Genomic DNA, 23155 nt, shown 5'->3' with positions numbered 1-23155 from the left:
GGCCCCGAGGCGAACCTCGGGGCCCATTTCATGCGTGATTGCGGCCTACACCTCCGCAATCACCGTCCTTCAACGGACGAGCTCCGCTCGGCGGACGGGATCAGGCGTCGCCGCCGGTGTTGCTCTCCGCGCTTCCTGCGCCGCCCGCGAACACGTCGCCGACGTCGGCGTTGAGGCGGTAGCGCTCCATCGCCTGCTGCAGCGTCTCCGGCTTGACCTCGCCGTTCCGCGCGAGCCGGGTCAGGACCGCGAGGACGATCGACGCCGCGTCCACGTGGAAGAACCGGCGGGCGGCGGCGCGGGTGTCGGAGAAGCCGAAGCCGTCGGTGCCGAGCGCGGTGAAGTCCGCGTGCACCCAGGGGGCGATCTGGTCGGGCACGGCGCGCATGAAGTCCGACACCGCGACGATCGGCCCGGCGACGTTGTCGAGCTTCCGGGTGACGTACGGGACGCGCTGCTCGGCGTCCGGGTTCAGCAGGTTCCATGCGTCGCAGTCGCGGGCCTCGCGGGCGAGCTCGTTCCACGAGGTGGCCGACCACACGTCCGCGGCGACGCCCCAGTCTTCGGCGAGGAGCCGCTGCGCCTCAAGGGCCCACCGGCCGCCGACGCCGGACGCCAGGATCTGCGCCCGGGGCGCCTCGCCGTTCCCGGACGCGACCTCCGGTGCGGCCTTGTACCTGTACAGGCCCTTGAGGAGGCCGTCGACGTCGAGGTCCTCGGGTTCGGCGGGCTGCTGGTACGGCTCGTTGTAAATGGTGAGGTAGTAGAAGACGTCCTCGCCGTTGGGGTGCTCTTCGGACGTCCCGTACATGCGGCGCAGCGCGTCCTGGACGATGTGCGCCAGCTCGAACGCCCACGTCGGGTCGTAGTGGACGCACGCCGGGTTCGTCGCGGCGAGCAGCGGTGAGTGGCCGTCGGCGTGCTGGAGGCCCTCGCCGGTCAGGGTGGTGCGGCCCGCGGTGGCGCCGAGCAGGAAACCGCGGCCCATCTGGTCGCCGAGCGCCCACATCTGGTCGCCGGTCCGCTGGAACCCGAACATCGAGTAGAAGATGTAGACCGGGATGATGTGCTCGCCGTGCGTGGCGTACGCCGTCCCGGCCGCGATGGTCGACGCCATCGACCCGGCCTCGCTGATGCCCTCGTGCAGCATCTGCCCGCTCTCCGACTCCTTGTAGGAGAGGAGCAGCTTGCGGTCGACCGCGTCGTAGGTCTGCCCGTGCGGCGAGTAGATCTTGGACGTGGGGAACAGCGAGTCCATGCCGAACGTGCGGTACTCGTCCGGGGCGATCGGGACGAACCGGGCGCCGATGTTCTCGTCCTTGATCAGGTCCTTGAGCAGCCGGACGAACGCCATGGTCGTCGCGACGTTCTGCTTGCCGGAGCCCTTCTTCAGCTCGCTGTAGACCGGGTCGCCGGGCAGCTTCAGCGGTTTGGCCCGTACTACCCGTTTCGGCAGGAACCCGCCGAGGGCGGCGCGGCGCTCGCGCATGTACTGGATCTCGTCGGAGTCCTCGCCCGGGTGGTAGTAGGGCGGGAGCGGCGCCTCCAGCGCGGAGTCGGGGATGTCGAGGTAGAGCCGGTCGCGGAACTCCTTCAGCTCGGCCTTGGTGAGCTTCTTCATCTGGTGGGTGGCGTTGCGGGCCTCGAAGTCGGAGCCGAGCGTCCAGCCCTTGATGGTGTGCGCGAGGATCACGGTCGGCTGCCCGACGTGCTCGCGGGCCGACTTGAACGCCGCGTACACCTTGCGGTAGTCGTGCCCGCCGCGCGACAGCTTGCGCAGCTCGTCGTCCGACAGATGCTGGACGATCTTGCGCAGCCGCGGGTCGGCGCCGAAGAACTTCTCCCGGATGTACTCGCCGGACTCGACGCTGAACGTCTGGAACTGGCCGTCCGGGGTGGTGTTCATCTGGTTGACCAGCACGCCGTCGACGTCCTGGGCGAGCAGCGGGTCCCAGTCGCGGCCCCAGATGACCTTGATGACGTTCCAGCCCGCGCCGCGGAAGAACGACTCCAGCTCCTGGATGATCTTCCCGTTGCCGCGGACGGGGCCGTCCAGCTGCTGGAGGTTGCAGTTGACGACGAAGGTGAGGTTGTCGAGCTCCTCGCGGGCGGCGAGGCCGATCGCGCCGAGCGACTCCGGCTCGGACATCTCGCCGTCGCCGAGGAACGCCCACACGTGCGATCGGGACGTGTCCTTGATCTTGCGGTTGTAGAGGTAGCGGTTGAATCGGGCCTGGTACACCGAGTCGATCGCCGTCAGGCCCATCGACACGGTCGGGAATTCCCAGAAGTCGGGCATGAGGCGCGGGTGCGGGTACGACGACAGCCCCCCGCCCGGATGCGAGTGCTCCTGCCGGAACCCGTCGAGCTTGTCGCCCGGCAGCCGTCCCTCCAGGTAGGCGCGGGCGTAGATGCCCGGCGAGGCGTGCCCCTGGATGAACACCTGGTCGCCGGACTCGCCGTGGTCCTTGCCGCGGAAGAAGTGGTTGAAGCCGACCTCGTACAGCGAGGCGGCGGAGGCGTAGGTGGCGATGTGCCCGCCGACGCCGATGTCGGGCCGGTTCGCCCGCGACACCATGATCGCCGCGTTCCAGCGGATGTAGGCGCGGATGCGCCGCTCGACGTGCTCGTCGCCGGGGAACCAGGGCTCGTGCTCCGGCGGGATCGTGTTGATGAAGTCGGTGCTGCGCAGGCTGGGCACGCCGACCTGCAGTTCGCGGGCCCGCTCCAGCAGCCGGAGCATCACGTACCGCGCCCTGCCGCGGCCCTCGGTCTTGATGACCGTGTCCAGCGACTCCAGCCACTCCCGGGTCTCGTCCGGGTTGATGTCGGGCAGCTGGCTCGGCAGGCCGTCGCTGATGATCGAAAAGCGTTGACGTCCGGAAGCCACGGGGTCCCCTCTGTCCTTACCGTCTTTGCTGGTGGGACCGTGCGCCGCCGTGCGGCGGGCCGCCGGTCCCCGGCCGACTGTTCGTCGCCTCGGTACGTGATCCATCGTCGCCGGTAATGACGGCTAACGCATCTCTACCAACCGGTAACCATTCTCCCCGGTCGACCGCGGCGCCCACCCCCGGCCGTGCCGCTTTTTTCCCGGATCGCGAAAGATTCCCCTCGACGGAGCGGGGGGAACGTATGAGGCTGGGAACAACGGCAGCACAGGCCCGGCACGGCCCGTCCCGGTGGCGGGCGAACGAGCTTGGGGGAGTGATGAACGGACAAGTGGGAGACCGGCTGCTCGTCCACGCCAACGTCGTGGGCCAGGCGGACCGGCAAGGAGAGGTCATCGAGGTGCGCGGGCCGGACGGCGGCCCGCCCTACGTGGTGCGGTTCGACGACGGCCACGAGACCCTCGTCTACCCGGGACCCGACGCGGTGATCGAGCCGAAGGAAGAGCTGTCGCGCTAGGGGCCCGGATGCGTCCTGGTCCGCGGATCGGGTAGACACGGGGCCATGGAGAGCACCGTGGTCCGGGTGGCCACCGGTACACGCGAGGCCGTGCACGACATCACGGCCGAATGCGAGCGGTTCGCCGCGTCGGCGGGCGGCGACGGGTTGCTGCACGTCTTCGTCCCGCACGCCACCGCCGGCGTGGCGATCCTCGAACTCGGGGCGGGCAGCGACGACGACCTGCTCGCCGCCCTCGGCGACCTGCTCCCGGCGGACGACCGCTGGCGGCACGCGCACGGGTCGCCGGGGCACGGCCGGTCGCACGTCATGCCCGCGCTCGTCCCGCCGTACGCGACGATCCCGGTCGCCGACGGGCGGCTCGCGCTCGGAACCTGGCAGTCGGTGGCCCTGGTCGACCTTAATGTGGACAACCCGGATCGCCAGGTACGCCTGTCTTTCCTTAAAGGATGAGCGAAACGATCCGAGTGCGGTCCCGCGCGGGGCATGGGGATGACGCGGGAGTTGTCACTTTCCGTGGACGACCGGTTACGGTGATCTCCGTAATCGGGCCAATGAGGCCACCAAAAGCCGGGAAGACACTTGCGCAAGGGGCCCTCACTTGTGTGGACTGTCCCGCAAACACCGCACAGGTGCGGGCGGGCCACCCGTCCAGGGGGCCGGAATACAAGAGCACGACACCGTGCGGACGACGACAATGGGAGGACTTTCGTGAGCGCGACCGCGGGTCAGGCGCAGTCTGAGCGCAGCCTGGCCGAACGGCTCGGCCTGAAGGCGGGCCAGGTGGTGCAGGAGATCGGCTATGACGACGACGTCGACGAGGAGCTCCGCGAATCCGTCGAGGCCGTCACGGGGAACGAGCTGGTCGACGAGGACTACGACGACGTGGTCGACGTCGTGCTGCTGTGGTGGCGCGAGGAGGACGGCGACCTGTTCGAGGGCCTGACCGACGCGATGATCCCGCTCACCGGCGGCGGCGACATCTGGCTGCTGACGCCGAAGGCGGGGCGCGACGGCCATGTGGAGCCGAGCGACATCGGCGAGGCCGCGCAGACGGCCGGCCTGTCGCAGACCAGCAGCGTCAGCGCCGCGAAGGAGTGGTCCGGGACGCGGCTGGTCGCGCCCAAGGTCCGCAAGTAGGCCTGGGGTTCGCAGTAGGCCTGAGGTCCGCGGTAGGCGGAATGCCCGGATTTGGACGCCCGGGTCCGGCGGGCGTCGCGGGGTGACAGACTGGGCCCGTCCTCCACGTCCGTGGGGGGCGGGCATACCCCGTCGGCGGCGGGGACGGACCGTGGGAGAGAGACCTTGGCGGTTGAGGTAGGCGACGTCGCACCCGATTTCGAGCTGAAGGACCAGCACGGCGCCCCGGTGAAGCTGTCCGGCTTCCGGGGCGCGAAGAACGTCGTCCTGGTGTTCTACCCGCTGGCATTCAGCGGCGTCTGCACGGGCGAGCTGTGCCAGATCAGGGACGAGCTGCCCACCCTCGGCGGGGACGGCGCGGACCACGACGCGCAGGTCCTCGCCGTGTCGGTCGACTCGGTGTACGCGCTGCGCACCTGGGCCGACCAGGAGAAGTACCAGTTCCCGCTGCTGTCGGACTTCTGGCCGCACGGCGGGACGGCACAGCGCTACGGCGTGTTCGACGAGACCAAGGGGCTGGCCCTGCGCGGCACCTTCGTCATCGACACCGAGGGCGTGGTCCGCTGGAAGGTCGTGAACGCGATCCCGGACGCACGCGACATCGGCGAGTACCGCAAGGCGCTCGCCGGGCTCTGAGCGAATCGGACCGGTCCGATGGCCGGAACCGGTCCCCGCACCCTGGAGGTGTGATGCCCTGCTTTCGCTGCGGGGCGCGGCAGACCGACCCCGTGCGGGGCGCGAGCCCCTGGAAGCGCGGGGTCCGGGCGGACCGCCAGGTTCTGATCTGCCCCGGCTGCCAGTCCGCCCGCGACTGGGCGGACGATCTCGACCGCTGCGCCGCGTGCGGCTCGACCGCGCTGGTCTGCCGCCTCGGCGAGGTCGAGTGCCGCGACTGCGGCCACGTCCGCGACGCCGACCCCGCCGACCTGGTCCCTTCCGGCGCGCCGCCCGGCCCGCCGGGGATGTCCGGCGCATCCGGCTCGTCTGGCGACGGCGACCTCTCCGCGGAGGTGGCCGCGGCCCTGAGCCGCGTGCTGCGCCGCGGCCCGGCCGGTTAGCGCGCCAAGCTTCGCCGGTTAGCGCGCCGAGCGTGGCTGGTTAGCGTGCCGAGCGTGGCTGGTTTGGCGTTCCGGGCGTGGCCGGTTAGCGCGTCGAGCGTGGCTGGTTGGCGTGCCGAGCGTGGCTGGTTAGCGCGCTGAGCTTGGCTGGTTGGCGTGCCGGACCCGGTTGGTTGGCCGGGCCCCGCTGGCCTTTTCCGGTCGTGCCGAACACCGCTTTTAGGACTTGACGCGGCATTTTGCCCGCTGGCACGCTGCGCGGATGCCGATCGTGCTGATGCGCCTGGTCAACCGGATCACCGGGCGCTCCTGGCGGGCGCCCGCGCTCGTCCTCCTCGCCGCCTTCGTGACGGGCTGGCTGCTGATCGCGGTGTTCGAGGAGCCCGGCGCCGACATCAAACGGCCGGACGAGTACATCTGGTACTTCCTCGTGAGCGGCACCACCACCGGCTACGGCGACCTGTACCCGGAGTCCGCCGGCGGCCGGATCGGCGGCGTGCTGATCATCGTGGCGGGGCTCACCGCGGGGCTCGTGATGTTCGCCGAGCTGACGCTCTGGATGGGAAGAGGACGGACGATGCGGGCCAACGGCCAAGCGCAACTGCACAAGCGGCAGCACATCGTGATGGTCGGCTACGACCGCGACGGCCTGCGGTCGATCATCGGGCAGCTCCGCGCCGACCCCGACTTCGCCAAGACACCCGTCGTCACGATCTTCTGGCCGGGCGAGCTGGCGGGCGAGAACCCCGACCCCGGCCTGTACGACGTGGTGGCCTTCGACGACACCGCCTACGAGCGCGCGTGCCTGGAGGCGGCCCGCACGGTGGTGGTCGTCGGCCGCACCGACGACGAGACCGTCCGGGTGACGCTCGGCGTGTCCGCCTACCTGCGGCGGAAGGGCGAGTCGTCCGCGCACCTGCTGGCCGGGGTCCACGACGGCGGCAGCCGTCCGGAGATCACCGAGGCGCTGAGCCTGATCAGCCCGGACATCGAGCCGGTCGACATCGACGACCCCGCCGTGGTCGCGGTCGCGATCCGCAACCCGGGGGTCGCCGCGATCTACCACAACCTGGCCAGCACGCTCGACTCGGACGGCACCCTCTACCGCGTGGACGTCCCGTCCGACGCCGGGGAATGGTCCCGCCTCGACGTCGCGGTCTTCCTGCTGCGCCGCGGCAGCACGCTCCTGGCCGTCGGCGAGTCGCACCGTCCCAACGCCCGGTTCCGGCTCACCGCGGCGCCGGACGAGCGGATCCAGGGCGGCCAGTCCCTCGCCGTGGTGGCGCCGGCCCGTCCCGACATCCCCTGGCACGAGCTGTGAGAGGGCCGGGAGGGCGCCGGCGGGGCGCCCTCCCGGCGACCGCGGCGCGCGGCCCGGGGCACAGGTCCAGGACCCCGGGGCCTCCCCACGCGCGTGCGGGGTCCACGTTTGTGACTTCCTCGGCCACCGCCGCGACCACGCGATAAGCCGAACCCCGCGATCGCGACCGAAGGCGGTTTCGAGCGGAGCGGGACTGATCGCGTAGCGAGCCGCCAGGCGAGACGGAGCGATGCAGCGATCGCACGCGGTACACGACGATGGAGGGCCGCCAAGTCCCGAAGGAAGAGTGCACTGCCATAAGCACAGCACGGCTCGCGCCGCGGGTCGTCCCCCAATCAGGGGAGAGCGGGGGTGAAACCGCGGAGGGTTCCTCCAGTGAGGGCTACTGACGGGTAGCTTTCGGTTGTTATCGTGCCGGAATGGGTGTCCCCGTACGCGTCGTCCTGGTCGACGACCACGAGATGATCCTCGCCGGGCTGAAGGCGATGCTGGCCGGGTTCTCCGGGCGGGTGCGGGTGGTGGGGCAGGCGGGAACGGGCGCGGAGGCGGCCCGGCTGGTCACCGCGCTGCGTCCGGACGTCGTCCTGCTGGACGTGCGGCTCGGCACGGAGAGCGGCCTCGACCTGTGCCGCCAGCTGACCGGGCGCGTCCCGGAGGCGCGGGTGGTGTTCCTGTCGGTGTACGACGACGAGCAGTACGTCTTCGAGGCGCTGCGGGCCGGCGCGGGCGGCTACCTGCTCAAGCGGGTGGACGGTCCGGAACTCGTCCGGCGGCTGGAGGAGGTCGCGCAGGGCGAGACGGTCGTGGACCCGACGCTCGCCGGCCGGATGGCGGTCACCGCGGCCCGGCTGACCCGCGGCGAGTTCTGGCCCGGCGCCGACCGGGGCCTGACGCAGCGCGAGAGCGAGGTGCTGTCGCTGCTGGTCGGCGGGCTGTCGAACAAGGCGATCGCGGCGCGGCTCGTGCTGGGGGAGGAGACCGTCAAGAGCCACCTGCGCGCCCTGTACCGCAAGCTGGAGGTGACCGACCGGTCGGCCGCGGTCGCGGTGGCGCTGCGCGAGGGGCTGTTCCGGTGACCGCCCCGCTGGAGCTCCTCGCCGGGCGCGGGACCGACCTGCTCGTCCGCGTCGTGGCCGTGGCCTGCTCCGACCGGGAGCTGCCGCGGATGGCGGACGACCTGGCCGGGCTCGTCGTCCGGTCGACGCGGGCGCTGACGTTCTGCGACGTGTACGTCCTGGACGAGGACGCACGCGCCATGGAATGGTCGGGGCCGCCCGTCCCGCTGGGGGAGGGCGACGTCGGCTGGGTCGCGGCGCACGGGCGGACGCGTGCCCATCGGGACGGACGGGGCGCCGCGCTGCCCGTCCACAGCGGCGGCACGGTGATCGCGGTCGTGGACGTCCGGTCCGCCGGGCCGTGCCCGTCCGAGGACCTCGCGCTCGTCACCGCGCTCGCCGGGCTGTTCGCGCCCGTCCTGTGCTCGTGCCGCAGGCTGCGGACCGCGCAAGAGCGCGAGCGCGCGGCCGAGCGGTTCGCCGAGCGGGCCGTCGAGGCGCAGGAGGCCGAGCGGTCGCGGCTGAGCCGGGAGATCCACGACGGCATCGCGCAGCGGCTCGCCAGCCTCGGCTTCCACCTGTCGGCGGCGGAGCGGGCGCTGCCCGAGCACCATCCCGAGGCGCTGGCGCAGATCATGATGGGGCGGCGGCTGTGCGAGCTCGCGGCGGCCGAAACGCGCGCCGCGATCGGCGGCCTCCGCCCGCCCGTCCTGGACGACCTCGGCCTGCCCGCGGCCCTGGCCACCCTCGCCCGCGAGGTCGGCGACGGCCCCGTCCCGCAGCGCGGCCCCGCGCCTGCCCCAGGCCCTGCCCCTGCGCCGGGACCTGCGCCTGCACCGGGAGCTGGGGTTGCGTCGGGAACTGAGGCTGCGCCGGGACCTGAGCCTGCGCCAAGACCTGGCGCTGCGTCGGGAACTGAGGCTGCGCCGGGACCCAGGGCTGGGCTAGGGCCTGGGGCTGCGCCGGGAGCTGAGGCTGGGCCAGGACCTGCGCCTACGTCGGGAGCTGGGGCTGGGGTGGGGCCTGGGGCGTCGCGTTCGATTGACGTGAGCGTGACGGTCGAGGGCGAGTTGGAGGACGCGCTGCCCGGCCACGTGCAGACCGCGCTGTACCGGATCGCGCAGGAGGCGGTCGGGAACAGCCTGCGGCACGCGTCCGCCAGCCGGGTCGACCTGCTGCTGGAGCACTCCGGCGACCGCGTCCGCCTCCGGGTCGCCGACGACGGGACCGGCTTCTCGATCCGGGACGTGACGGCGCACGGCCGCCGTCCCGACTCCTACGGGCTGCGCGGCATGCGGGAGCGCGCCGAGTTGCTCGGCGGGCGTGTCGCGGTGACGAGCCGTCCCGGCGCCGGGACCACCGTCGAGGCCGTCATCCCCGTCCCGCGCTCAGGACCCGGAAGGTGATGCCCGCCCTGACCAGCCGGTCGATGAGGGCGTCGCCCATCGCGGCGGCGGTCGTGACCTGCCCGGCGGTGTCCGGGAGGTCGTCGTGGACGAGGCACAGCGCCGACTCGCCGAGCATCCTCGCCGTCTCGCCGTACCCGGGATCCCCGCCCGCGACCTCGGTCACGACGCGCCTGCCGCCGCCCTCGCCCACGAACGTCACGCTGAACCAGTGGCGTGCGCGCTGCTCCTCGGACGGGCCCTCGCCCGGCGCGCGGAGCCGCAGCAGCAGCGCGCGGGTGGGCGGCAGCGAGGACAGGACGAGCAGCGCGCCCGCGCCCGCCGCCAGCCCCACCGCGCCGGCGAGGCGTTTGACCGCGACGTAGTGGCCGTAGGTGAAGTCCGGGCCGTAGCAGTCGAGCGCCGCCGCCGACCGGATCACGATCCGCGGGTCGAGGGTGGGGGCCGGGAGCGTCCAGCCGTCCCCGACCTTCGCCTTCGGCACGGGACGCCGCGAGAGGCGCACGGTTCGCCCGGCGGGCCGCCGCTCCAGCCGGCGGCGTTCGCGCTCGGCGCGCAGCATGCCGGTGGCGTCCCCGAGGATCCTGACCACCGTGTGCAGGGTCCCTCCGGACGCCGCCCCGCGCCCCCGCACGAAGCCTTCGACATGCAGCGGGACGCCCTCGGGGAGCTGCTTCACCGTGAAGTACGCGCCGAGGTCGTGCGGGATCGAGTCGAACCCGCAGGCGTGGACGATCCGCGCGCCGCTGCGCACGGCGTCGTCGTGGTACTTCACGTACATCCGGTCGACGAACGTGGGCTCGCCGGTCAGGTCGACATAGTCGGTGCCGGCGCGCGCGCACGCCGCGACCAGTGGCTCGCCATGCTCGGTGTAGGGGCCGACCGTGCTGATGACGACCCGCGCCGCGTTCGCGATCTCCTCGATCGACGCCGCGTCGGTGGTGTCGGCGTGCAGCAGCGGGAGATCGGCGCACGCGGGGTCCAGCTTCTCCAGCCGGTCGCGGACGGCTCTCAGCTTGGCGCGGTCGCGTCCGGCGAGGGCCCAGCGCGTCCCGGGATCGGCGTGCGCGGCGAGGTATTCGGCGGTCAGGGCCCCGGTGAAGCCGGTGGCGCCGAACAGGACGATGTCGTATGCGCGGTCGGCGGTCATGCGATGCCCTTTCCCTGGATCCAGAACTAGATTCTGTATCCAATGCCGCCGGTTGTGCGCGGCGAGGCGGAGATGTGAGTGACCGCACTCGTCTAGGGTTGCTCCGATGAGGAGGATGGTGATGTCGTGACCGGGCTCGCCGTGGCGATGGACGTCGTCGCCGTGGGCTTCTTCGCGTGGTTCGTGGCCCTGGTGACCCGCGGCCGGACCGTGCCCGCCGCCGACGAGGGCGGACTGTCCGTCGCGATGCTCCTCATCGCCGTCAGCCTGGGCCTGCTGTCGGTCTCCCTGTGGAGCCTCCCCTAGGCCCTCGCAGAGCCCCCGGCCGGGGATGGAGGCGCCGGGCCTCGGTCGACGTCCGACCGCGCAGGGCCTCGTAGTGACCGGCGTCACAGCCGATCCGGGGATTGGCCTCCGCATGTCCTAATGTTGTGACGACGACATGAAGAGGTGGGGGAGAAGTTGCTGAACCCGGAGGATCTGTACGAGCTCGACGCCGACCTGCCGCCGATGACGGGTCCGGTGCTGCTGCACAGCCTCGACGGCTTCGTGGACGCCGGGTCCACCGGGCAGCTCGTCCGCGAGCACCTGCTCGAAGCGCTGGAGCACCGCGTCGTCGCCCGCTTCGACGTCGACTCCCTGATCGACTACAGGGCCCGCCGCCCGCCGATGACGTTCGACCGCGACCACTGGGCGTCCTACGAGGCGCCCGAGCTGGTGGTGCGGCTCCTCCGCGACGACGCCGGCAGCGCGTTCCTGATGCTGTCCGGGCCGGAGCCCGACCGGCTCTGGGAGGGGTTCACGTCGTCCGTCCTGCATCTGGTGAAGCGCCTCGGCATCGGGCTGGTCGTCGGGTTCCACGGCATCCCGATGGGCGTCCCGCACACCCGTCCGGTCGGCATCACCTCGCACGCGACGCGGCCCGAACTCGTCACGCGGACCTCGTGGTTCGACAAGGTCCAGGTCCCTGGCAGCGCCGCCGGGCTGCTGGAGCTGCGGCTCGGGGAGGCGGGCCACGACGCCGTCGGGCTCGCCGTGCACGTCCCGCACTACCTCGCGCAGTCCGCGTACCCGGCCGCCGCCGTCGCCGCGCTGGACGCCATCGTCGACGCCACCGGGCTGGCGCTGCCCGTCGAGCGGCTCCGCGAGGCGGCCGAGGCGACCGACGCCGACATCGCCGAGCAGGTGGACGGCAACGACGAGGTGGAGAAGGTCGTCCGCGCCCTGGAGCAGCAGTACGACGCGTTCGCCGGGGCCGCCGAGCGCGACAGCCTCCTCGCCGAGTCGCAGGACATGCCCACCGCGGACGAGCTCGGCGCGCAGTTCGAGCGCTTCCTCGCCGAGCAGGACGGCCCCGACGCCCAGGGCTAGGCACCCAGACCACAGAGCCCGCGGCCAGATCTCGACCGCATAGGCCCCGACCGCATAGGCCCCGACCGCATAGGCCCCGGCCGCGTGGGGCCTCGGTCGCGGACGGATCTCGGCCGCGTAGGGTCTCGGTCGCGGACGGATCTCGGCCGCGTAGGGCCTCGGTCGCGGGCGGATTTCGGTCGTATAGGCCTCGGTCGCGGACATATCCCGTTCGGCGCTGGGTAGGCGAGGCCCCGAGAGAGGGAGGCTCGCTCATGGCCCAGAAGGTGAACGAGGTGATGACGCCGGTTCCCGTGGCGGTGTCCCCGGACACGTCTCTGGTGCAGGTCGGGGACCTCATGCGGCAGCACGGCATCGGCGACGTCCTCGTCGTCCACGAGGGCCGGCTCCGCGGGCTGGTCACCGACCGCGACATCGTCGTCCGCGCCGTCGCCGTCGAGAAGGACATGTCCGGCACCGCCGTCGCCGACATCTGCAGCACCAACGTGGTCACGGTCGCGCCGGACGCGGACGCCGACGCCGCCGTCCAGCTCATGCGGCGGCACGCCGTCCGCCGGATCCCGGTCGTGGACGGCGACCGCCCGATCGGGATGGTCTCGATCGGGGACCTGGCCGTCCAGCGCGACGAACGCTCGGCCCTCGCCGACATCAGCGCGGAACCGCCCAACATATGACCGCGTCGAGGCCGCCCGGCCCCGGACGGTTCGATCGGCGTCCGTGATGCGCGACGTCGTCGTCGTGGGCGCCGGTCCCGCCGGATCCGCCGTCGCCCGCCACCTCGCCCGGTCCGGCCTGGACGTCCTCGTCCTGGAGAAGACGTCCTTCCCGCGCGAGAAGATCTGCGGGGACGGCCTGACGCCGCGGGCCGTCCGGGAACTGCGGACGCTCGGCATCGATCTCACCGGGCCCGGCTGGTTCCCCAACAAGGGCATCCGCCTGATCGGCGCCGGCCGCCGCCTCGAACTCCCCTGGCCGGACGGCCACGGCCTCACCCGGACCCGCGCCGGCCTCGACGAGCTCCTCGCCCGCAACGCCGTCGCCGCCGGCGCCGACCTCCGCGAGAACACCAAGGTCACCGCCCCGATCCAGGCGAACGGACGGGTGACGGGCGTCCGCACGGACGGCGCCGAGCACAAGGCCCGCCTGGTCATCGCCGCGGACGGGGCCTCGTCCCGGCTCGGCGTCGCCCTCGGGCTGCGGCCGCGCCGCGACCGTCCGATCGGCATCGCGGGCCGCCGCTACTTCCGCAGTCCACGCCACGACGACGACCACCTCGAATGCTGGCTCGACCTGGCCCCGGCCGGCTACGGCTGGGTGTTCGGCATGGGCGACGGCACCTGCAACGTGGGCGTGGCGCTGCTCCGCGGCGAGCACCCCGACTACCACCGGCTCCTCTCCCGCTGGCTGGCCCCGCTCCCGCCGTCGTGGGGCTTCACCGAGGAGAACGCCACCGGGCCCGTGCGCGGCGCCGCGCTGCCCATGGGCTTCAGCCGCCAGCCTCACTACCTTCCGGGCCTGCTCCTCGTCGGCGACTCCGGCGGGATGGTCAACCCGTCCAGCGGGGAGGGCATCGCGTACGCGCTCGAAGCGGCCCGCATCGCCGCCGACGTGATCACGACCGCGTTCTCGTCGGCGTTTCCCGAGCGGGTGCTGCGGAGGTATCCGTCCGCGATCAAGCACGCCAACGGCGGCCCGTTCACGCTCGGCCGCGCCTTCTCCCGCGCCATCGACGACCCGCGGGTGATGCGCCTGGCCACCCGGCACGGCCTGTCCCATCCGGCCCTCATGCGCTTCGCGCTCAAGATCGTCGGCGGGCTCCCCGCCCCCGCGGCCCCGACCGCGGCCGACCGCCTCGCCGCCGCCCTGACCCGCATAACCCCCGCCTCCTGACCGTGCCGCCACTGCCCTCGACGGTGCCGCCACCGGCCTTGACCGTGCCGCCACCGGCCTTGACCGTGCCGCCACCGGCCTTGACCGTGCCGCCACCGGCCTTGACCGTGCCGCCACAGACAAGGACTGTTCGGGCACGGCCAAGAGCCCCGGCCGGACGGGACGCTGGACTTGCTCCGACACGGGAGGGCAGCACATGAGCGAGGCTTACGACATCATCAAGGCCCACTACGCGGCCTCCGACCGCGGCGACCTGAACGGCATGGTCGAGGCGTTCGCCGACGACATCGCCTGGACGGAGATGGCCGGGTTCCCCTACGCGGGCACCTACGTGGGCACCGACGCCATCAAGGCCGGGGTCTTCGGGCGGCTGGGCGCCGACTGGGAGGGCTTCCGCGCCGACGCCGACGAGCTGATCGACGGCACGGACGGGACCGTCGTCGCGATCGGCCACTACTCCGGCACCTACCGCGCGACCGGCAAGGCGATGCGCGTCCGGTTCGTCCATGTGTGGCGGGTGCGGGACGGTGCGGTCACGGGCTTCGAGCAGTTCTGCGACACCCACGGCGTCCGCCAGGCCATGACCTGAGCGAACCGGGGGCGTTGGGGGCGTCCCCCACAGAACGCTGGCCTGGGCGAAGCGAACCGGGGGCAGGGGCGCCCTCCACAGAGTGCAGGCCTGAGTGAACGAACCAGGGGGGGTGGGACGTCCTCCACAGAACGCAGTCCTGAGTGAAGCGAACCGGGGGGTGTGGGGACGTCCTCCACAGAATGCAGGCCTGAGTGAAGCCGGCCGGGGGGTGCGGGGGCGTCCCCGCGGGGCGCGGGCCTGGGGGAATCCTGTCCGGGCCGGGGTGGCGGTACTAGCGCGAACCGGCCCGGAGGGTGCACCATGTCGGACAACACGGGAACGGGGCTTAATCTGGGGAAACGCGCATGTCGACACTCATTCGCACGGCGGATCTGCCGGTCGCCGAGCGGTTCGAGTTCTGGCGCAGCTCGGTGACGGACATGTTCGTCCCGCTGCGCGCCGAGACCACCCGGCCGGACCGCTTCGAGGGCCGTATGCGCGGACGTGAACTGGGCGCGCTCACGGTCGCGGACGTCGCGTCCACGCCGAACGTCGTGCGCCGTACGGGGGCGCTGATCGCCAGGTCCGACCCGGGGCACTACAAGATCGGCGTCCAGCTCAACGGGTACTGCCTGCTCACGCAGGACGGGCGCGAGGCCGCCCTCGTCCCCGGCGACTTCACGATCTACGACACGACGCGTCCGTACACGCTCGCGTTCGACGACTCGTACCGGCAGCTCGTCCTGATGGTCCCGCGCCGCCTGCTGCACCTGCCCGAGGAGGCCGTCGCCGGCCTCACCGCCACGCGGATCTCCGGCCGCCAGGGCGTCGGCGCGCTGCTGTCGCCGTTCCTGCTCCAGCTCGCCGAGCGGCTGGACGAGCTGGACGACCACGGCAGCGTCCGGCTCGGCGACAACATCGTCGACCTGCTCGTCACCCTCCTCGCCGAACGCCTGGACCTCACCGCGCCGACCACCGACTCCCGCCGCCGCGCGCTGCTGCTCCGCGTCCGCGCCTACATCGAACGCCATCTGGACGACCCGGACCTGTCCCCGGACGACATCGCCGCCGCGCATTTCGTCTCGTCCCGGCACCTGTACAACCTGTTCCGCGAGGAGGGCACGACCGTCTCCGCGTGGATCAAGGAACGCCGCCTGGAGCACTGCCGCCGCGACCTGCGGGACCCCCTCCAGCTGCACCGCCCGGTCAGCGCCATCGCGGCCCGCTGGGGCTTCGTCGACGCCGCGCGTTTCAGCCGCCTGTTCAAGGCCGCCTACGGCGCCAGCCCCCGCGAGTACAGGGTGACCGTCCCCGGCGAGTGATCGTTACACGGGTGGTCAACTCCCGTACGCCCACAGACAAGACCCGCGCGCCGCGCCCGCCGAGACTGGCCTCACCTGCGAGGGAGGTCACCATGAACACCCGGCTCCACATCAACGGCGAATGGGCCGCAGCGGCGGACGGCGCCGAGTTCACCACGTCCGATCCCGCCGCCGGGACCGTCCTCGCGACCTGCGCGGAGGCCGGCCCCGAGGACGTGGAGGACGCCGTCGCCGCCGCCCGCGGCGCGCTGTACGACCCAGAGTGGGCCACCATGCCGCCGAGCGCGCGCGCCCGCCTGCTCTGGCGCGTCGCCGACCTGATCGAGGAGCACCAGGCCGAGCTCGCCGAGCTGGAGACCCGCGACCAGGGCCAGCCCCTCGGCGTCGCGCACTCCGTCAGCGTCACCGGCGCCGCCGAGCACTTCCGCTACTTCGCCGGCTGGTGCACCAAGATCGAAGGCTCGGTCTCCCCGATCTCGTTCCCGGACACCCTGCACTACGTCCGCCGGGAGCCCGTCGGCGTCTGCGCGCTGATCACCCCGTGGAACTTCCCCCTCATGATCGCCGCGTGGAAGCTCGCCCCCGCCCTGGCCTGCGCCAACACGGTCATCATCAAGCCCGCCGAGCAGACCCCGCTCACCACCGTCCGGCTGGTCGAGCTCTGCGCCGAGGCGGGCTTCCCGCCCGGCGTCGTCAACCTCCTCACCGGCGGTCCCGCCGTCGGCCGCGCCCTCGTCGCGCACCCGGACATCGACAAGGTCTCCTTCACCGGCTCCACCTCCGTCGGACGCGAGATCGTCCAGGCGTCCGCCGGCAACCTCAAGCGCGTCACCCTCGAACTCGGCGGCAAGGCCCCCAGCGTCATCGCCCGCGACGCCGACATCGACAAGGCCGTCGCCGGCAACCTGCAGGGCGCCCTCCTCAACAGCGGCCAGGTCTGCGCCGCCTACACCCGCCTCTACGTCGACCGCCGCCGCGCCGACGAGTTCACCGAGAAGCTCGCCGCCGCCGCGTCCGGCCTCCGCCTCGGCTCCGGCCTCGACCCCGAGACGCAGATCGGCCCGCTCGTCTCCTCCGAACACCTCGACCGCGTCGACTCCTACGTCCGCACCGGCGCCAAGCAGGGCGCCGAACTCGTCACCGGCGGCCACCGCGCCGACGGCCCCCTCGCGAACGGCTACTTCTACGCCCCGACCGTCTTCGGCGGCGTCACCGACGACATGACCATCGCCCGCGAGGAGATCTTCGGCCCCGTCCTGCCCGTCCTCGCCTACGACGACCCCGAGGAACTCGCCGTCCGCGCCAACGACACCGACTACGGCCTGGCCGCGTCCCTCTGGACCCGCGACCTCGCCACCGCCCACCGCCTCGCCGCCGAGATCCGCGCCGGCGCCGTCTTCGTCAACATGCTCCCCATCCCCGACGCCGCCGCCCCCTGGGGCGGCTACAAATCCAGCGGCTGGGGCCGCGAGATGGGCCCCTACGCCCTGGACGCCTACACCGAGATCAAGGGCGTCTGGGTCCACCTGGACACCCCGTAACACCGCCCCACCGCGTCCCGCCGGGAAGCAGCACCGTTTCGCGCCCGCGCCCGCGAACCGGGTACGCTTTCCCGGCAACGCGGGCGCGTAGCTCAGGGGTAGAGCACTCGCCTTACAAGCGAGGAGTCGGCGGTTCGAACCCGTCCGCGCCCACCAGCGAAAACCCCCTGTTCCTGATCACGGGAACAGGGGGTTCGTGCCATTAGCGTGCCATTCGCTGACGAGCGCGTTCAGGGGCGTAGGTAGGGGGCTGGGTGGTGGTGGGTGAAGGATGGGGTTGTTGGGTGGAGGCCTGGTTCGGGGTCGGTGTCGAATACGGTCTGGTGGTCGGGGCTGAGTTTGGCGGCGATGTTGTTGAGGGTTGTGGGGTGGGTGGTGGGCCAGTGGTGGGTGGTCATTCGGGTGAGGAGGGTTTGCAGGGTGACGATTTCCTCGGAGGCGGTGAAGGTGCAGTGGTAGCCGCGGTCGACGTAGAGCTGCTTCAGGTTCGCCGGGTTGCCCGCGCGATGTACCTGGGTGGCGTAGCGGCGCTGGTTGCCGGTGGGGACGCTGCCGTCGCCTGTTGAGTGCAGGGTGACCACTGGCCAGGGGGTTCGGCCGGTGGGGGTGCCGTATCGGTTGAGGTATCGGACGGCTCCGGGGTCCGCTTTTATGCGGGGGGTGGCGTTGAGGCGGACCAGGTCTTTGCGGAGGCTTAGGCCGGCGTCGCGGTAGGCCTGTTTTACTAGGTTTTTCTGGGTGGAGTGGGCTAGGAGCGTCCGGTAGTTCACGTTTGTGTTCCAGGACGGGTTACCGCCGGCCCGCTGTTCGATGTCCGTGCGGTTGAGGCCCCAGAAGGCGCCTCGGTCGTTGTTGGCGTAGTAGAACTGTTGTTCCACCTGGGCGGCGACTGTTTCGGGTGCTGGTGCGCGTGAGGTGTAGCGGCCGGGGATGTCGGCGAGGGCGGCTGCCAGGGCTAGGCGGGCGCGGCCGGTGGGGGAGTTCAGGGCGGCTTTGAGGGCGCGGCGGGCGTTGGTCGTGTTCGCTTGCGGGTCCTTGATGTGAACCAGGTCGAGTTCGGGCGCCAGCAAAGTTTTGACCGCGAAGTTCGCGTCCAGGGCGCTGTTGAAGTGGCCCGTCGTGCCACCGACGACTCCGCAGAGCGAGGCGACGCCGGCGAAGCGGTGCGGGTTGCGTTCCGCCAGCAGGACGGCGGTGAGCCCGCCGGCGGACGCGCCCGCCGAGATGGTGCGCCGGGGTCTGCCGACGTTCGCGGTGAACCAGTCGAGCAGGTCGATCTGGTCCTTCAGGCCCGACTCGACCACGCCCCAGCCGCGTTGCGTGCGGAGCTGGGAGGCCGCCAGCGCGTACCCGTGGTCGAGCAGCCACTGCCGGGTGGCCGGATGGTTCGTCAGTGCGATGTCCGATGGCGCCGGGAACTCCAGGCTGTACGCGCCGTGGCTCCACAGCAGCAGCGTCCCGTTCCAGTGATCCGGAACCTCGACCCGATACGGCACCCCGTCGATGCCGCCCTCACGGACGGTCGTCTCGGCTTGGGCGGGCGGCGCCGCCGTGACCATGGCGGCGGCGACCATCAGGGGGACGGCGGGGCGGATCAGGCGGAATCGGTTCATGGCCCGCACCTTCCATGAGGCTCCGCACGGGGTGCAATGATTTTGGAAATACCTGAAATGTTCTATATTCGCGCCATGCTGCGGCTCTGGCTCGACTATGAGGATCTGACCCGGATCCGCATCAAGCCCGGCCTTTCGCCGATCACCCAGACCGTGTTCGGCGCCCAGGCGCTGCGCGGGCCGGAGCCCGTCGCGTGGCGGACGCGGTCGCGGCTGGGCGGCCCGTCCCGCCTGCTGCTCGATCTGGTGCCGCCCGGACGGCTGCTCCCCGACTTCCTGACGCCGTACACGGGCGTGCCGGGGTTCGAAGGGGAACTCGACGCCGTCGCCTCGACGCCGGTCCGGCGGATCCGCGCCGAGATGGAGCAGGCGTACGGGCCGCGGCCGCCGGCCCCGTGGCTGCCACGCCTCGCCGCCGGGGACGGGGAGATGATGCGGACGCTGATCCGCGGGATCCGCGACTTCCACCGGGCCGCGCTGGCGGATCATTGGCCGGTGCTGAGCGCGCATCTGTGCGCCGAGGCGTCCGGTCATGCCCGGACGATGGCGAACAGCGGAATCGGTGCCGCGCTCGGCCGACTGCATCCCGCCATCCGGTGGACGGCTCCGGTGCTGGAGATCGAGACGCTGCGCGACGGTGACGTCCGGCTCCGGGGACGGGGGGTCCGGATCACGTTCTCGCCGTTCATCACCGGACCGCGCGTCCTGATCGTCGAGGACGGGCCCGCGGCCGTGGTGGTGCCCGCGTCCCGGCCGCCCGGTGGGCCGGACGGCGACCCGTCCCGGGTGTTCGGCCGGACGCGGGCGGCCGTGGTCCGGCTGCTCGGGTCGGACGGGGAGCTCACGACCGGGGAGATCGCGTCCCGGCTCGGGGTCAGCGCGGCGTCCGCGTCCCAGCACGCCACGGCCCTTCGCGGCGCGGGCCTCATCACCAGCGAGCGCAGAGGCAAGACGGTGCATCACGCGTTGACGCCGCTCGGGGAACGGTTTCTGCGCGGTGGAGCCGGGCCGCTCGCGTGATCACGGATGCGGCAACGGGGTTCTCGTGGCGCGTCCGCCGGGCAGGGTCCTTGGGGGGCGTGCTACGCGTCCGGGCCGTAGGCGGCGGCGATGGCCTCGGAGCCGGACCAGCGGCTGTAGGTGGGGGACTGCGGCCAGCCTTCGGGGGAGTCCTGCCATTCCTCCTGGCGGCCGTAGGGGAGCAGGTCGATCAGCGGGAAGGTGTGGCTGAGCTGTTCGGTGCCTCGGCCGTTGGTGTGCCAGGTGCGGTAGACGGTGTCGCCGTCGCGCAGGAAGACGTTGACGGCGAAGCCGCCGTTCGGGGGCGCGCCGACGTCGGCGCCGAACGGGCTGTTCGCGGTGGAGTACCAGGTCACCTTGTTGCCGACCCGGTGCTTGTAGGCGAGGGCCTCGTCGATCGGGCCCTGGGTGACGACGACGAACCTGGCGTCGTAGGCGTCCAGGAACTCCAGCCGGGTGAACTGCGAGGTGAAGCCCGTGCAGCCGGGGCACTGCCAGGTCTCGCCGGGGAACCACATGTGGTTGTAGACGATCAGCTGTGATCTGCCGTCGAAGACGTCGGCCAGGCTGATCGGGCCTTCCTCGCCTTCCAGGGTGTAGTCGGGCAGCTCGACCATCGGCAGCCGGCGGCGCTGGGCGGCGATCGCGTCGAGCTCCCGGGTCGCGGCCTTCTCCCGGGCGCGCAGCTCGTCGAGGTGGCGCTGCCAGGTCTCGGTGTCGACGACGGGCGGTAGTGCCTTGGCGGTCATGGGCTCCTCCGAGTTCGGGCGGTTGTGCTCTGTGTGTTGACTCGGAGCGGGCGCCGAACTCATCGGTTTCGTCCGGGGGCGGAAACCTCCCGTTCGGGAACGGGAGGTTTCCGCCGCCCGGCCGGACTCAGCAGAGGCCGGCTGGGTTGGACGTCCTGCAGTCGTTCTTGCGGAAGCGGTTGGTCTTGCTGCCGCTCTTGTTGACCAGGTCGTACGGCTTGTTGCCGCGGACGTGGTTGGCCTTGATCAGGTTGTGGTGCGCGGGACGGTTGCGCGGCGGGGTGCCGCGGAAGAGGACGATCCCGCCGGAGTAGGGCAGTTTCCCGCGGTTCTCGTGCACGGTGTTCTTCGCGACCTCGTTGTGGTCGCCGCCGAAGAACAGGATTCCGGTGCCGTGCAGCGCCGGAACCTGGCCGTGCGCCTTGCAGATCATGTTGTTCTTCGAGACGCGGTTCTTCCAGATCGTGGTGTTGCCCTGTCCGGTTTTCTGGCTGTCGTCGACGAGGGCGATTCCCGTGCAGTTGCCCGTCAGCGTGTTGTCGTGGACCTCGACGTGGCGGGCGTGCCGGACCAGGAGGCCGAGCGTGTTGCCGGAGGAATGGTTCCAGGCGATCTCGGTGCCGCGCGCGTTGGCGGTGTCGCCGACGTAGAGGCCGGCGTCGTCCCTGTTGTCGATGGTCCAGTTCCAGACGAACCGGCCGCGGGTGGAGTTGTATTCGGCGATGCCGTACTCGCCGTTCTTCTTGGCGAGGACGGCCTGCACCGTCAGGCGGTCGGTGTAGGTGCCGAACACCCCGGTGCCCGTGAAGTCCTGGACGGCCAGCTGCTTGATCGTCACCCCGCGGACCGGGCGCTTCGCCCAGCCGACCACGCAGAACCCCATGCCGGGGACCTTGGCCTTCGCGCAGTGGTCGCGGTGACCAGGACGGACGATGGTCTTGTTGCCCTCGCCGCGGATCGTGAGGCGCTTGCGGACGAGGACGCCGCCGGCGTAATGCCCGGCTTTGAGCCGGATGGTGTCGCCGGGTCTGGCGCGGTCGACCGCCGCCTGGATCGAGTGTCCCGGCCAGACGACGTGGGTCCGTCCGCCGGAATGCGTCGCTGCTTGGCCGGAAGGCGCCATGGTGGCGAGCCCGCCGAGCACGACGGCCGTGCCGAGCGAGGCCGCGATAGTCCGCCTCATCCCTTTCCCCCGTTTCACTAGGCTTTGCCGCGCGGTGCGGCAAACAATTCCCCGCTCATCTTGAACCGGAAAGATTATTCCGTTGTCGTGAGCGGAGTAAAAAGTCAAAGGGTTCTTGGAAAGGTGGGCGACGTTTGCCGACTCCGTCGAATTGCGCCGGGTTTGTTGGGCATTCGTGAGCGGTGGGCAACAATGGGCGCCCGGCAGGGCGAAAGACTCGCCGAGACCGCTCGCCGGGTGGTCAGGTGGGCCAGTTCTCGGTCGTGTAGCCGGGGAGGCGGTCCAGGGCCACGCGGTCCTCGGTGGCGAGGATCGCCATGAGGTCCTCGGCTTCGGCGACGGTGACGTGACGGCCGTGGGAGCGGCGCGTGGCGGGGTCCGGGCATTCCAGCCACAGCCGCGGGCCCGACTCCCAGGCCATCTGCACGACGCCGTCCGAGCGGCCCGCGAAGACGGCGAAGTTGCCGGGGTAGGGCGTGAGGTCCAGGAAGACGCCGCGGGCCTCGGCCAGCGTCATGGGGGTGGGGTCGTCCACGTGGCGGCCCCGCGCGTAGTCGCAGTACGTGACGTCCAGGCGGTCGGAGTCCGGGGCGGGCGGGACGGGGCCGTCCGGCCAGGCGGCGAGGTGGCCCGAGCGGCGGCGCCGGTAGGAGAGGTCGACCTCGATGCGACGGGACGGGTCGCCGTCCCAGCGCACGGTCAGGCCGTGGCGGCGGAGGGCCTCGGCGACGTCCTCGCCGATCTCGGGCTGGGTGGACGGCTCGTCGGCGTCGGTGAAGATCCCGTAGGCCAGCATGAGGCCGCCGCCGAGCGTCGCGGTCTCCATGTCCTGGCGGTGGCAGAACGCGTACCCGCGCCGCTGCTCGCCGCTCGGCACCTCGGCGCCGATCTCCGCCATCCCGCAGCTCTGGCAGCAGGCGAAGTCGGCGCGGGCCACGATGCCGGACAGGTCGAGGTCGCGGAAGGCGCGCAGCAGGCGGTCGGTGTCGGTCACGTCGGGCCAGGTGCGCTGGTCGGCGAGGTAGGCGGCGAACTCCTCGGCGGCGATCTCGCGCGCGAGCGCACCGGCGTCGAGCGCGTCGGGGGCGTCGTCGGACGGGTCGTCGGGGGCGTCGATGGACGGGTCGGCGGACGGGTCGTCCAGGTGTTCGGCGCAGCGGGCGGCGATGGTGTCGAAGTCGTCCGCGCCGAGCGCGAGCAGGACGCGGATGTGCTCCCGGAGCTGTTGCGACATGTCGGCCGATTATGGCGGACGCCGGGGTTCGGGACGACCTGCGCGCGGTTTACATGGCGTTCACAATTGGGCAACAGGTCCGAAATGCCTGGTTGGCAGGTTGTCAGGTGCCCCGGAATCCGCCTC

The 23155-nt window shown here is 71.7% G+C and carries 22 protein-coding genes and 1 tRNA gene; 17 read left to right on the top strand and 6 right to left on the bottom strand.

The features are described from left to right. Positions 1–100 precede the first annotated feature (100 nt). On the bottom strand, positions 101–2890 hold the full coding sequence (gene aceE, locus ACH34T_RS30855) for a pyruvate dehydrogenase (acetyl-transferring), homodimeric type (RefSeq protein WP_396024453.1): 2790 nt from the start codon (positions 2888–2890) through the stop codon (positions 101–103). A gap of 317 nt (positions 2891–3207) precedes the next feature. Here aceE and ACH34T_RS30850 point away from each other — a divergent pair, with 317 nt between their 5' ends. The 8 genes from ACH34T_RS30850 to ACH34T_RS30815 all read left to right on the top strand — a co-directional run bounded on the left by ACH34T_RS30850 (position 3208) and on the right by ACH34T_RS30815 (position 9385). Next, entirely contained in the window at positions 3208–3405 is a 198-nt protein-coding gene (locus tag ACH34T_RS30850) for a DUF1918 domain-containing protein (RefSeq protein WP_396024452.1), read from the top strand. Between the two features lie 45 nt (positions 3406–3450). After that, positions 3451–3858 carry a secondary thiamine-phosphate synthase enzyme YjbQ gene (locus tag ACH34T_RS30845; protein WP_396024451.1) on the top strand — a complete coding sequence of 136 codons (408 nt, stop codon included), beginning with the start codon at positions 3451–3453 and terminating at the stop codon, positions 3856–3858. Between the two features lie 258 nt (positions 3859–4116). After that, a complete protein-coding gene (locus tag ACH34T_RS30840; RefSeq protein ID WP_131967297.1) occupies positions 4117–4545 on the top strand; it encodes a DUF3052 domain-containing protein in 429 nt (142 codons plus the stop codon). 165 nt (positions 4546–4710) lie between these two features. Then, entirely contained in the window at positions 4711–5181 is a 471-nt protein-coding gene (locus ACH34T_RS30835) for a peroxiredoxin (protein ID WP_396024450.1), read from the top strand. 53 nt (positions 5182–5234) lie between these two features. Beyond that, positions 5235–5603, top strand: coding sequence for a hypothetical protein (locus ACH34T_RS30830; RefSeq protein ID WP_396024449.1), 369 nt, complete (start codon positions 5235–5237; stop codon positions 5601–5603). A 262-nt stretch (positions 5604–5865) separates the two neighbouring features. After that, positions 5866–6924 (top strand): potassium channel family protein, encoded by a 1059-nt coding sequence (locus ACH34T_RS30825; protein ID WP_396024448.1) that lies wholly within the window; start codon positions 5866–5868, stop codon positions 6922–6924. A gap of 419 nt (positions 6925–7343) precedes the next feature. Then, entirely contained in the window at positions 7344–8000 is a 657-nt protein-coding gene (locus ACH34T_RS30820) for a response regulator (RefSeq protein WP_396024447.1), read from the top strand. Beyond that, positions 7997–9385, top strand: coding sequence for a GAF domain-containing sensor histidine kinase (locus ACH34T_RS30815; protein ID WP_396024446.1), 1389 nt, complete (start codon positions 7997–7999; stop codon positions 9383–9385). The genes ACH34T_RS30820 and ACH34T_RS30815 overlap by 4 nt, the downstream gene beginning before the upstream one ends. Here ACH34T_RS30815 and ACH34T_RS30810 read toward each other — a convergent pair. Continuing rightward, complete coding sequence (locus tag ACH34T_RS30810) at positions 9351–10535, bottom strand: saccharopine dehydrogenase family protein (RefSeq protein WP_396024445.1); 1185 nt, start codon at positions 10533–10535, stop codon at positions 9351–9353. The two genes, ACH34T_RS30815 and ACH34T_RS30810, sit on opposite strands and share 35 nt — an antisense overlap. Before the next feature lie 126 nt (positions 10536–10661). On the opposite strand from ACH34T_RS30810, the gene ACH34T_RS30805 reads away from it, so the two are divergent. The 8 genes from ACH34T_RS30805 (at position 10662) to ACH34T_RS30770 (ending at position 17386) form a co-directional block, all read left to right on the top strand. After that, entirely contained in the window at positions 10662–10841 is a 180-nt protein-coding gene (locus ACH34T_RS30805; protein WP_396024444.1) for a hypothetical protein, read from the top strand. Between the two features lie 156 nt (positions 10842–10997). Continuing rightward, on the top strand, positions 10998–11906 hold the full coding sequence (locus ACH34T_RS30800) for a proteasome assembly chaperone family protein (protein WP_396024568.1): 909 nt from the start codon (positions 10998–11000) through the stop codon (positions 11904–11906). Positions 11907–12160: 254 nt separating this feature from the next. Further along, a complete protein-coding gene (locus ACH34T_RS30795; RefSeq protein WP_396024443.1) occupies positions 12161–12580 on the top strand; it encodes a CBS domain-containing protein in 420 nt (139 codons plus the stop codon). 46 nt (positions 12581–12626) lie between these two features. After that, positions 12627–13796, top strand: a complete 1170-nt coding sequence (locus tag ACH34T_RS30790) for a geranylgeranyl reductase family protein (protein ID WP_396024567.1) — start codon at positions 12627–12629, stop codon at positions 13794–13796. Positions 13797–13992: 196 nt separating this feature from the next. Next, a complete protein-coding gene (locus tag ACH34T_RS30785; RefSeq protein WP_396024442.1) occupies positions 13993–14385 on the top strand; it encodes a nuclear transport factor 2 family protein in 393 nt (130 codons plus the stop codon). Positions 14386–14732: 347 nt separating this feature from the next. Further along, positions 14733–15689, top strand: a complete 957-nt coding sequence (locus ACH34T_RS30780) for a helix-turn-helix domain-containing protein (RefSeq protein ID WP_396024441.1) — start codon at positions 14733–14735, stop codon at positions 15687–15689. A gap of 92 nt (positions 15690–15781) precedes the next feature. Next, positions 15782–17230, top strand: coding sequence for an aldehyde dehydrogenase family protein (locus ACH34T_RS30775; RefSeq protein ID WP_396024440.1), 1449 nt, complete (start codon positions 15782–15784; stop codon positions 17228–17230). Positions 17231–17311: 81 nt separating this feature from the next. Beyond that, positions 17312–17386 (top strand) — tRNA-Val (locus ACH34T_RS30770). Positions 17387–17460: 74 nt separating this feature from the next. Here the strand turns inward: ACH34T_RS30770 and ACH34T_RS30765 are convergent. After that, complete coding sequence (locus tag ACH34T_RS30765; protein WP_396024439.1) at positions 17461–18843, bottom strand: alpha/beta hydrolase family protein; 1383 nt, start codon at positions 18841–18843, stop codon at positions 17461–17463. Positions 18844–18918: 75 nt separating this feature from the next. Here ACH34T_RS30765 and ACH34T_RS30760 point away from each other — a divergent pair, with 75 nt between their 5' ends. After that, positions 18919–19863: an ArsR/SmtB family transcription factor gene (locus ACH34T_RS30760; protein WP_396024438.1), complete on the top strand. Its 945-nt coding sequence runs from the start codon at positions 18919–18921 to the stop codon at positions 19861–19863. A gap of 62 nt (positions 19864–19925) precedes the next feature. On the opposite strand, the gene ACH34T_RS30755 is transcribed toward ACH34T_RS30760, so the two are convergent. The 3 genes from ACH34T_RS30755 to ACH34T_RS30745 form a co-directional block, all read right to left on the bottom strand. After that, positions 19926–20612 (bottom strand): DUF899 domain-containing protein, encoded by a 687-nt coding sequence (locus ACH34T_RS30755; RefSeq protein WP_396024437.1) that lies wholly within the window; start codon positions 20610–20612, stop codon positions 19926–19928. 127 nt (positions 20613–20739) lie between these two features. Next, on the bottom strand, positions 20740–21795 hold the full coding sequence (locus ACH34T_RS30750; protein WP_396024436.1) for a nitrous oxide reductase family maturation protein NosD: 1056 nt from the start codon (positions 21793–21795) through the stop codon (positions 20740–20742). Between the two features lie 241 nt (positions 21796–22036). After that, a complete protein-coding gene (locus ACH34T_RS30745; RefSeq protein WP_396024435.1) occupies positions 22037–23029 on the bottom strand; it encodes a DUF6891 domain-containing protein in 993 nt (330 codons plus the stop codon). Between the last annotated feature and the right edge of the window lie 126 nt (positions 23030–23155).

The sequence above is a fragment of the Actinomadura sp. 9N215 genome (genome assembly GCF_044326345.1).
In the GTDB taxonomy this organism is placed as follows: domain Bacteria; phylum Actinomycetota; class Actinomycetes; order Streptosporangiales; family Streptosporangiaceae; genus Spirillospora.
The sequence above is the reverse complement of the archived record's forward strand: the minus strand, read 5'-3'. Positions and strand labels throughout refer to the sequence as shown.

Excerpts from the sequence above, each read along its gene's own strand:
- ACH34T_RS30760 (WP_396024438.1), top strand. The coding sequence starts at position 18,919 with ATGCTGCGGCTCTGGCTCGACTATGAGGATCTGACCCGGATCCGCATC.
- ACH34T_RS30790 (WP_396024567.1), top strand. The coding sequence starts at position 12,627 with ATGCGCGACGTCGTCGTCGTGGGCGCCGGTCCCGCCGGATCCGCCGTC.
- ACH34T_RS30785 (WP_396024442.1), top strand. The coding sequence starts at position 13,993 with ATGAGCGAGGCTTACGACATCATCAAGGCCCACTACGCGGCCTCCGAC.
- ACH34T_RS30755 (WP_396024437.1), bottom strand. The coding sequence starts at position 20,612 with ATGACCGCCAAGGCACTACCGCCCGTCGTCGACACCGAGACCTGGCAG.
- ACH34T_RS30775 (WP_396024440.1), top strand. The coding sequence starts at position 15,782 with ATGAACACCCGGCTCCACATCAACGGCGAATGGGCCGCAGCGGCGGAC.
- ACH34T_RS30745 (WP_396024435.1), bottom strand. The coding sequence starts at position 23,029 with ATGTCGCAACAGCTCCGGGAGCACATCCGCGTCCTGCTCGCGCTCGGC.
- ACH34T_RS30830 (WP_396024449.1), top strand. The coding sequence starts at position 5,235 with ATGCCCTGCTTTCGCTGCGGGGCGCGGCAGACCGACCCCGTGCGGGGC.
- ACH34T_RS30810 (WP_396024445.1), bottom strand. The coding sequence starts at position 10,535 with ATGACCGCCGACCGCGCATACGACATCGTCCTGTTCGGCGCCACCGGC.
- ACH34T_RS30845 (WP_396024451.1), top strand. The coding sequence starts at position 3,451 with ATGGAGAGCACCGTGGTCCGGGTGGCCACCGGTACACGCGAGGCCGTG.
- ACH34T_RS30750 (WP_396024436.1), bottom strand. The coding sequence starts at position 21,795 with ATGAGGCGGACTATCGCGGCCTCGCTCGGCACGGCCGTCGTGCTCGGC.
- ACH34T_RS30765 (WP_396024439.1), bottom strand. The coding sequence starts at position 18,843 with ATGAACCGATTCCGCCTGATCCGCCCCGCCGTCCCCCTGATGGTCGCC.
- ACH34T_RS30820 (WP_396024447.1), top strand. The coding sequence starts at position 7,344 with ATGGGTGTCCCCGTACGCGTCGTCCTGGTCGACGACCACGAGATGATC.
- ACH34T_RS30795 (WP_396024443.1), top strand. The coding sequence starts at position 12,161 with ATGGCCCAGAAGGTGAACGAGGTGATGACGCCGGTTCCCGTGGCGGTG.
- ACH34T_RS30850 (WP_396024452.1), top strand. The coding sequence starts at position 3,208 with ATGAACGGACAAGTGGGAGACCGGCTGCTCGTCCACGCCAACGTCGTG.
- ACH34T_RS30825 (WP_396024448.1), top strand. The coding sequence starts at position 5,866 with ATGCCGATCGTGCTGATGCGCCTGGTCAACCGGATCACCGGGCGCTCC.
- ACH34T_RS30780 (WP_396024441.1), top strand. The coding sequence starts at position 14,733 with ATGTCGACACTCATTCGCACGGCGGATCTGCCGGTCGCCGAGCGGTTC.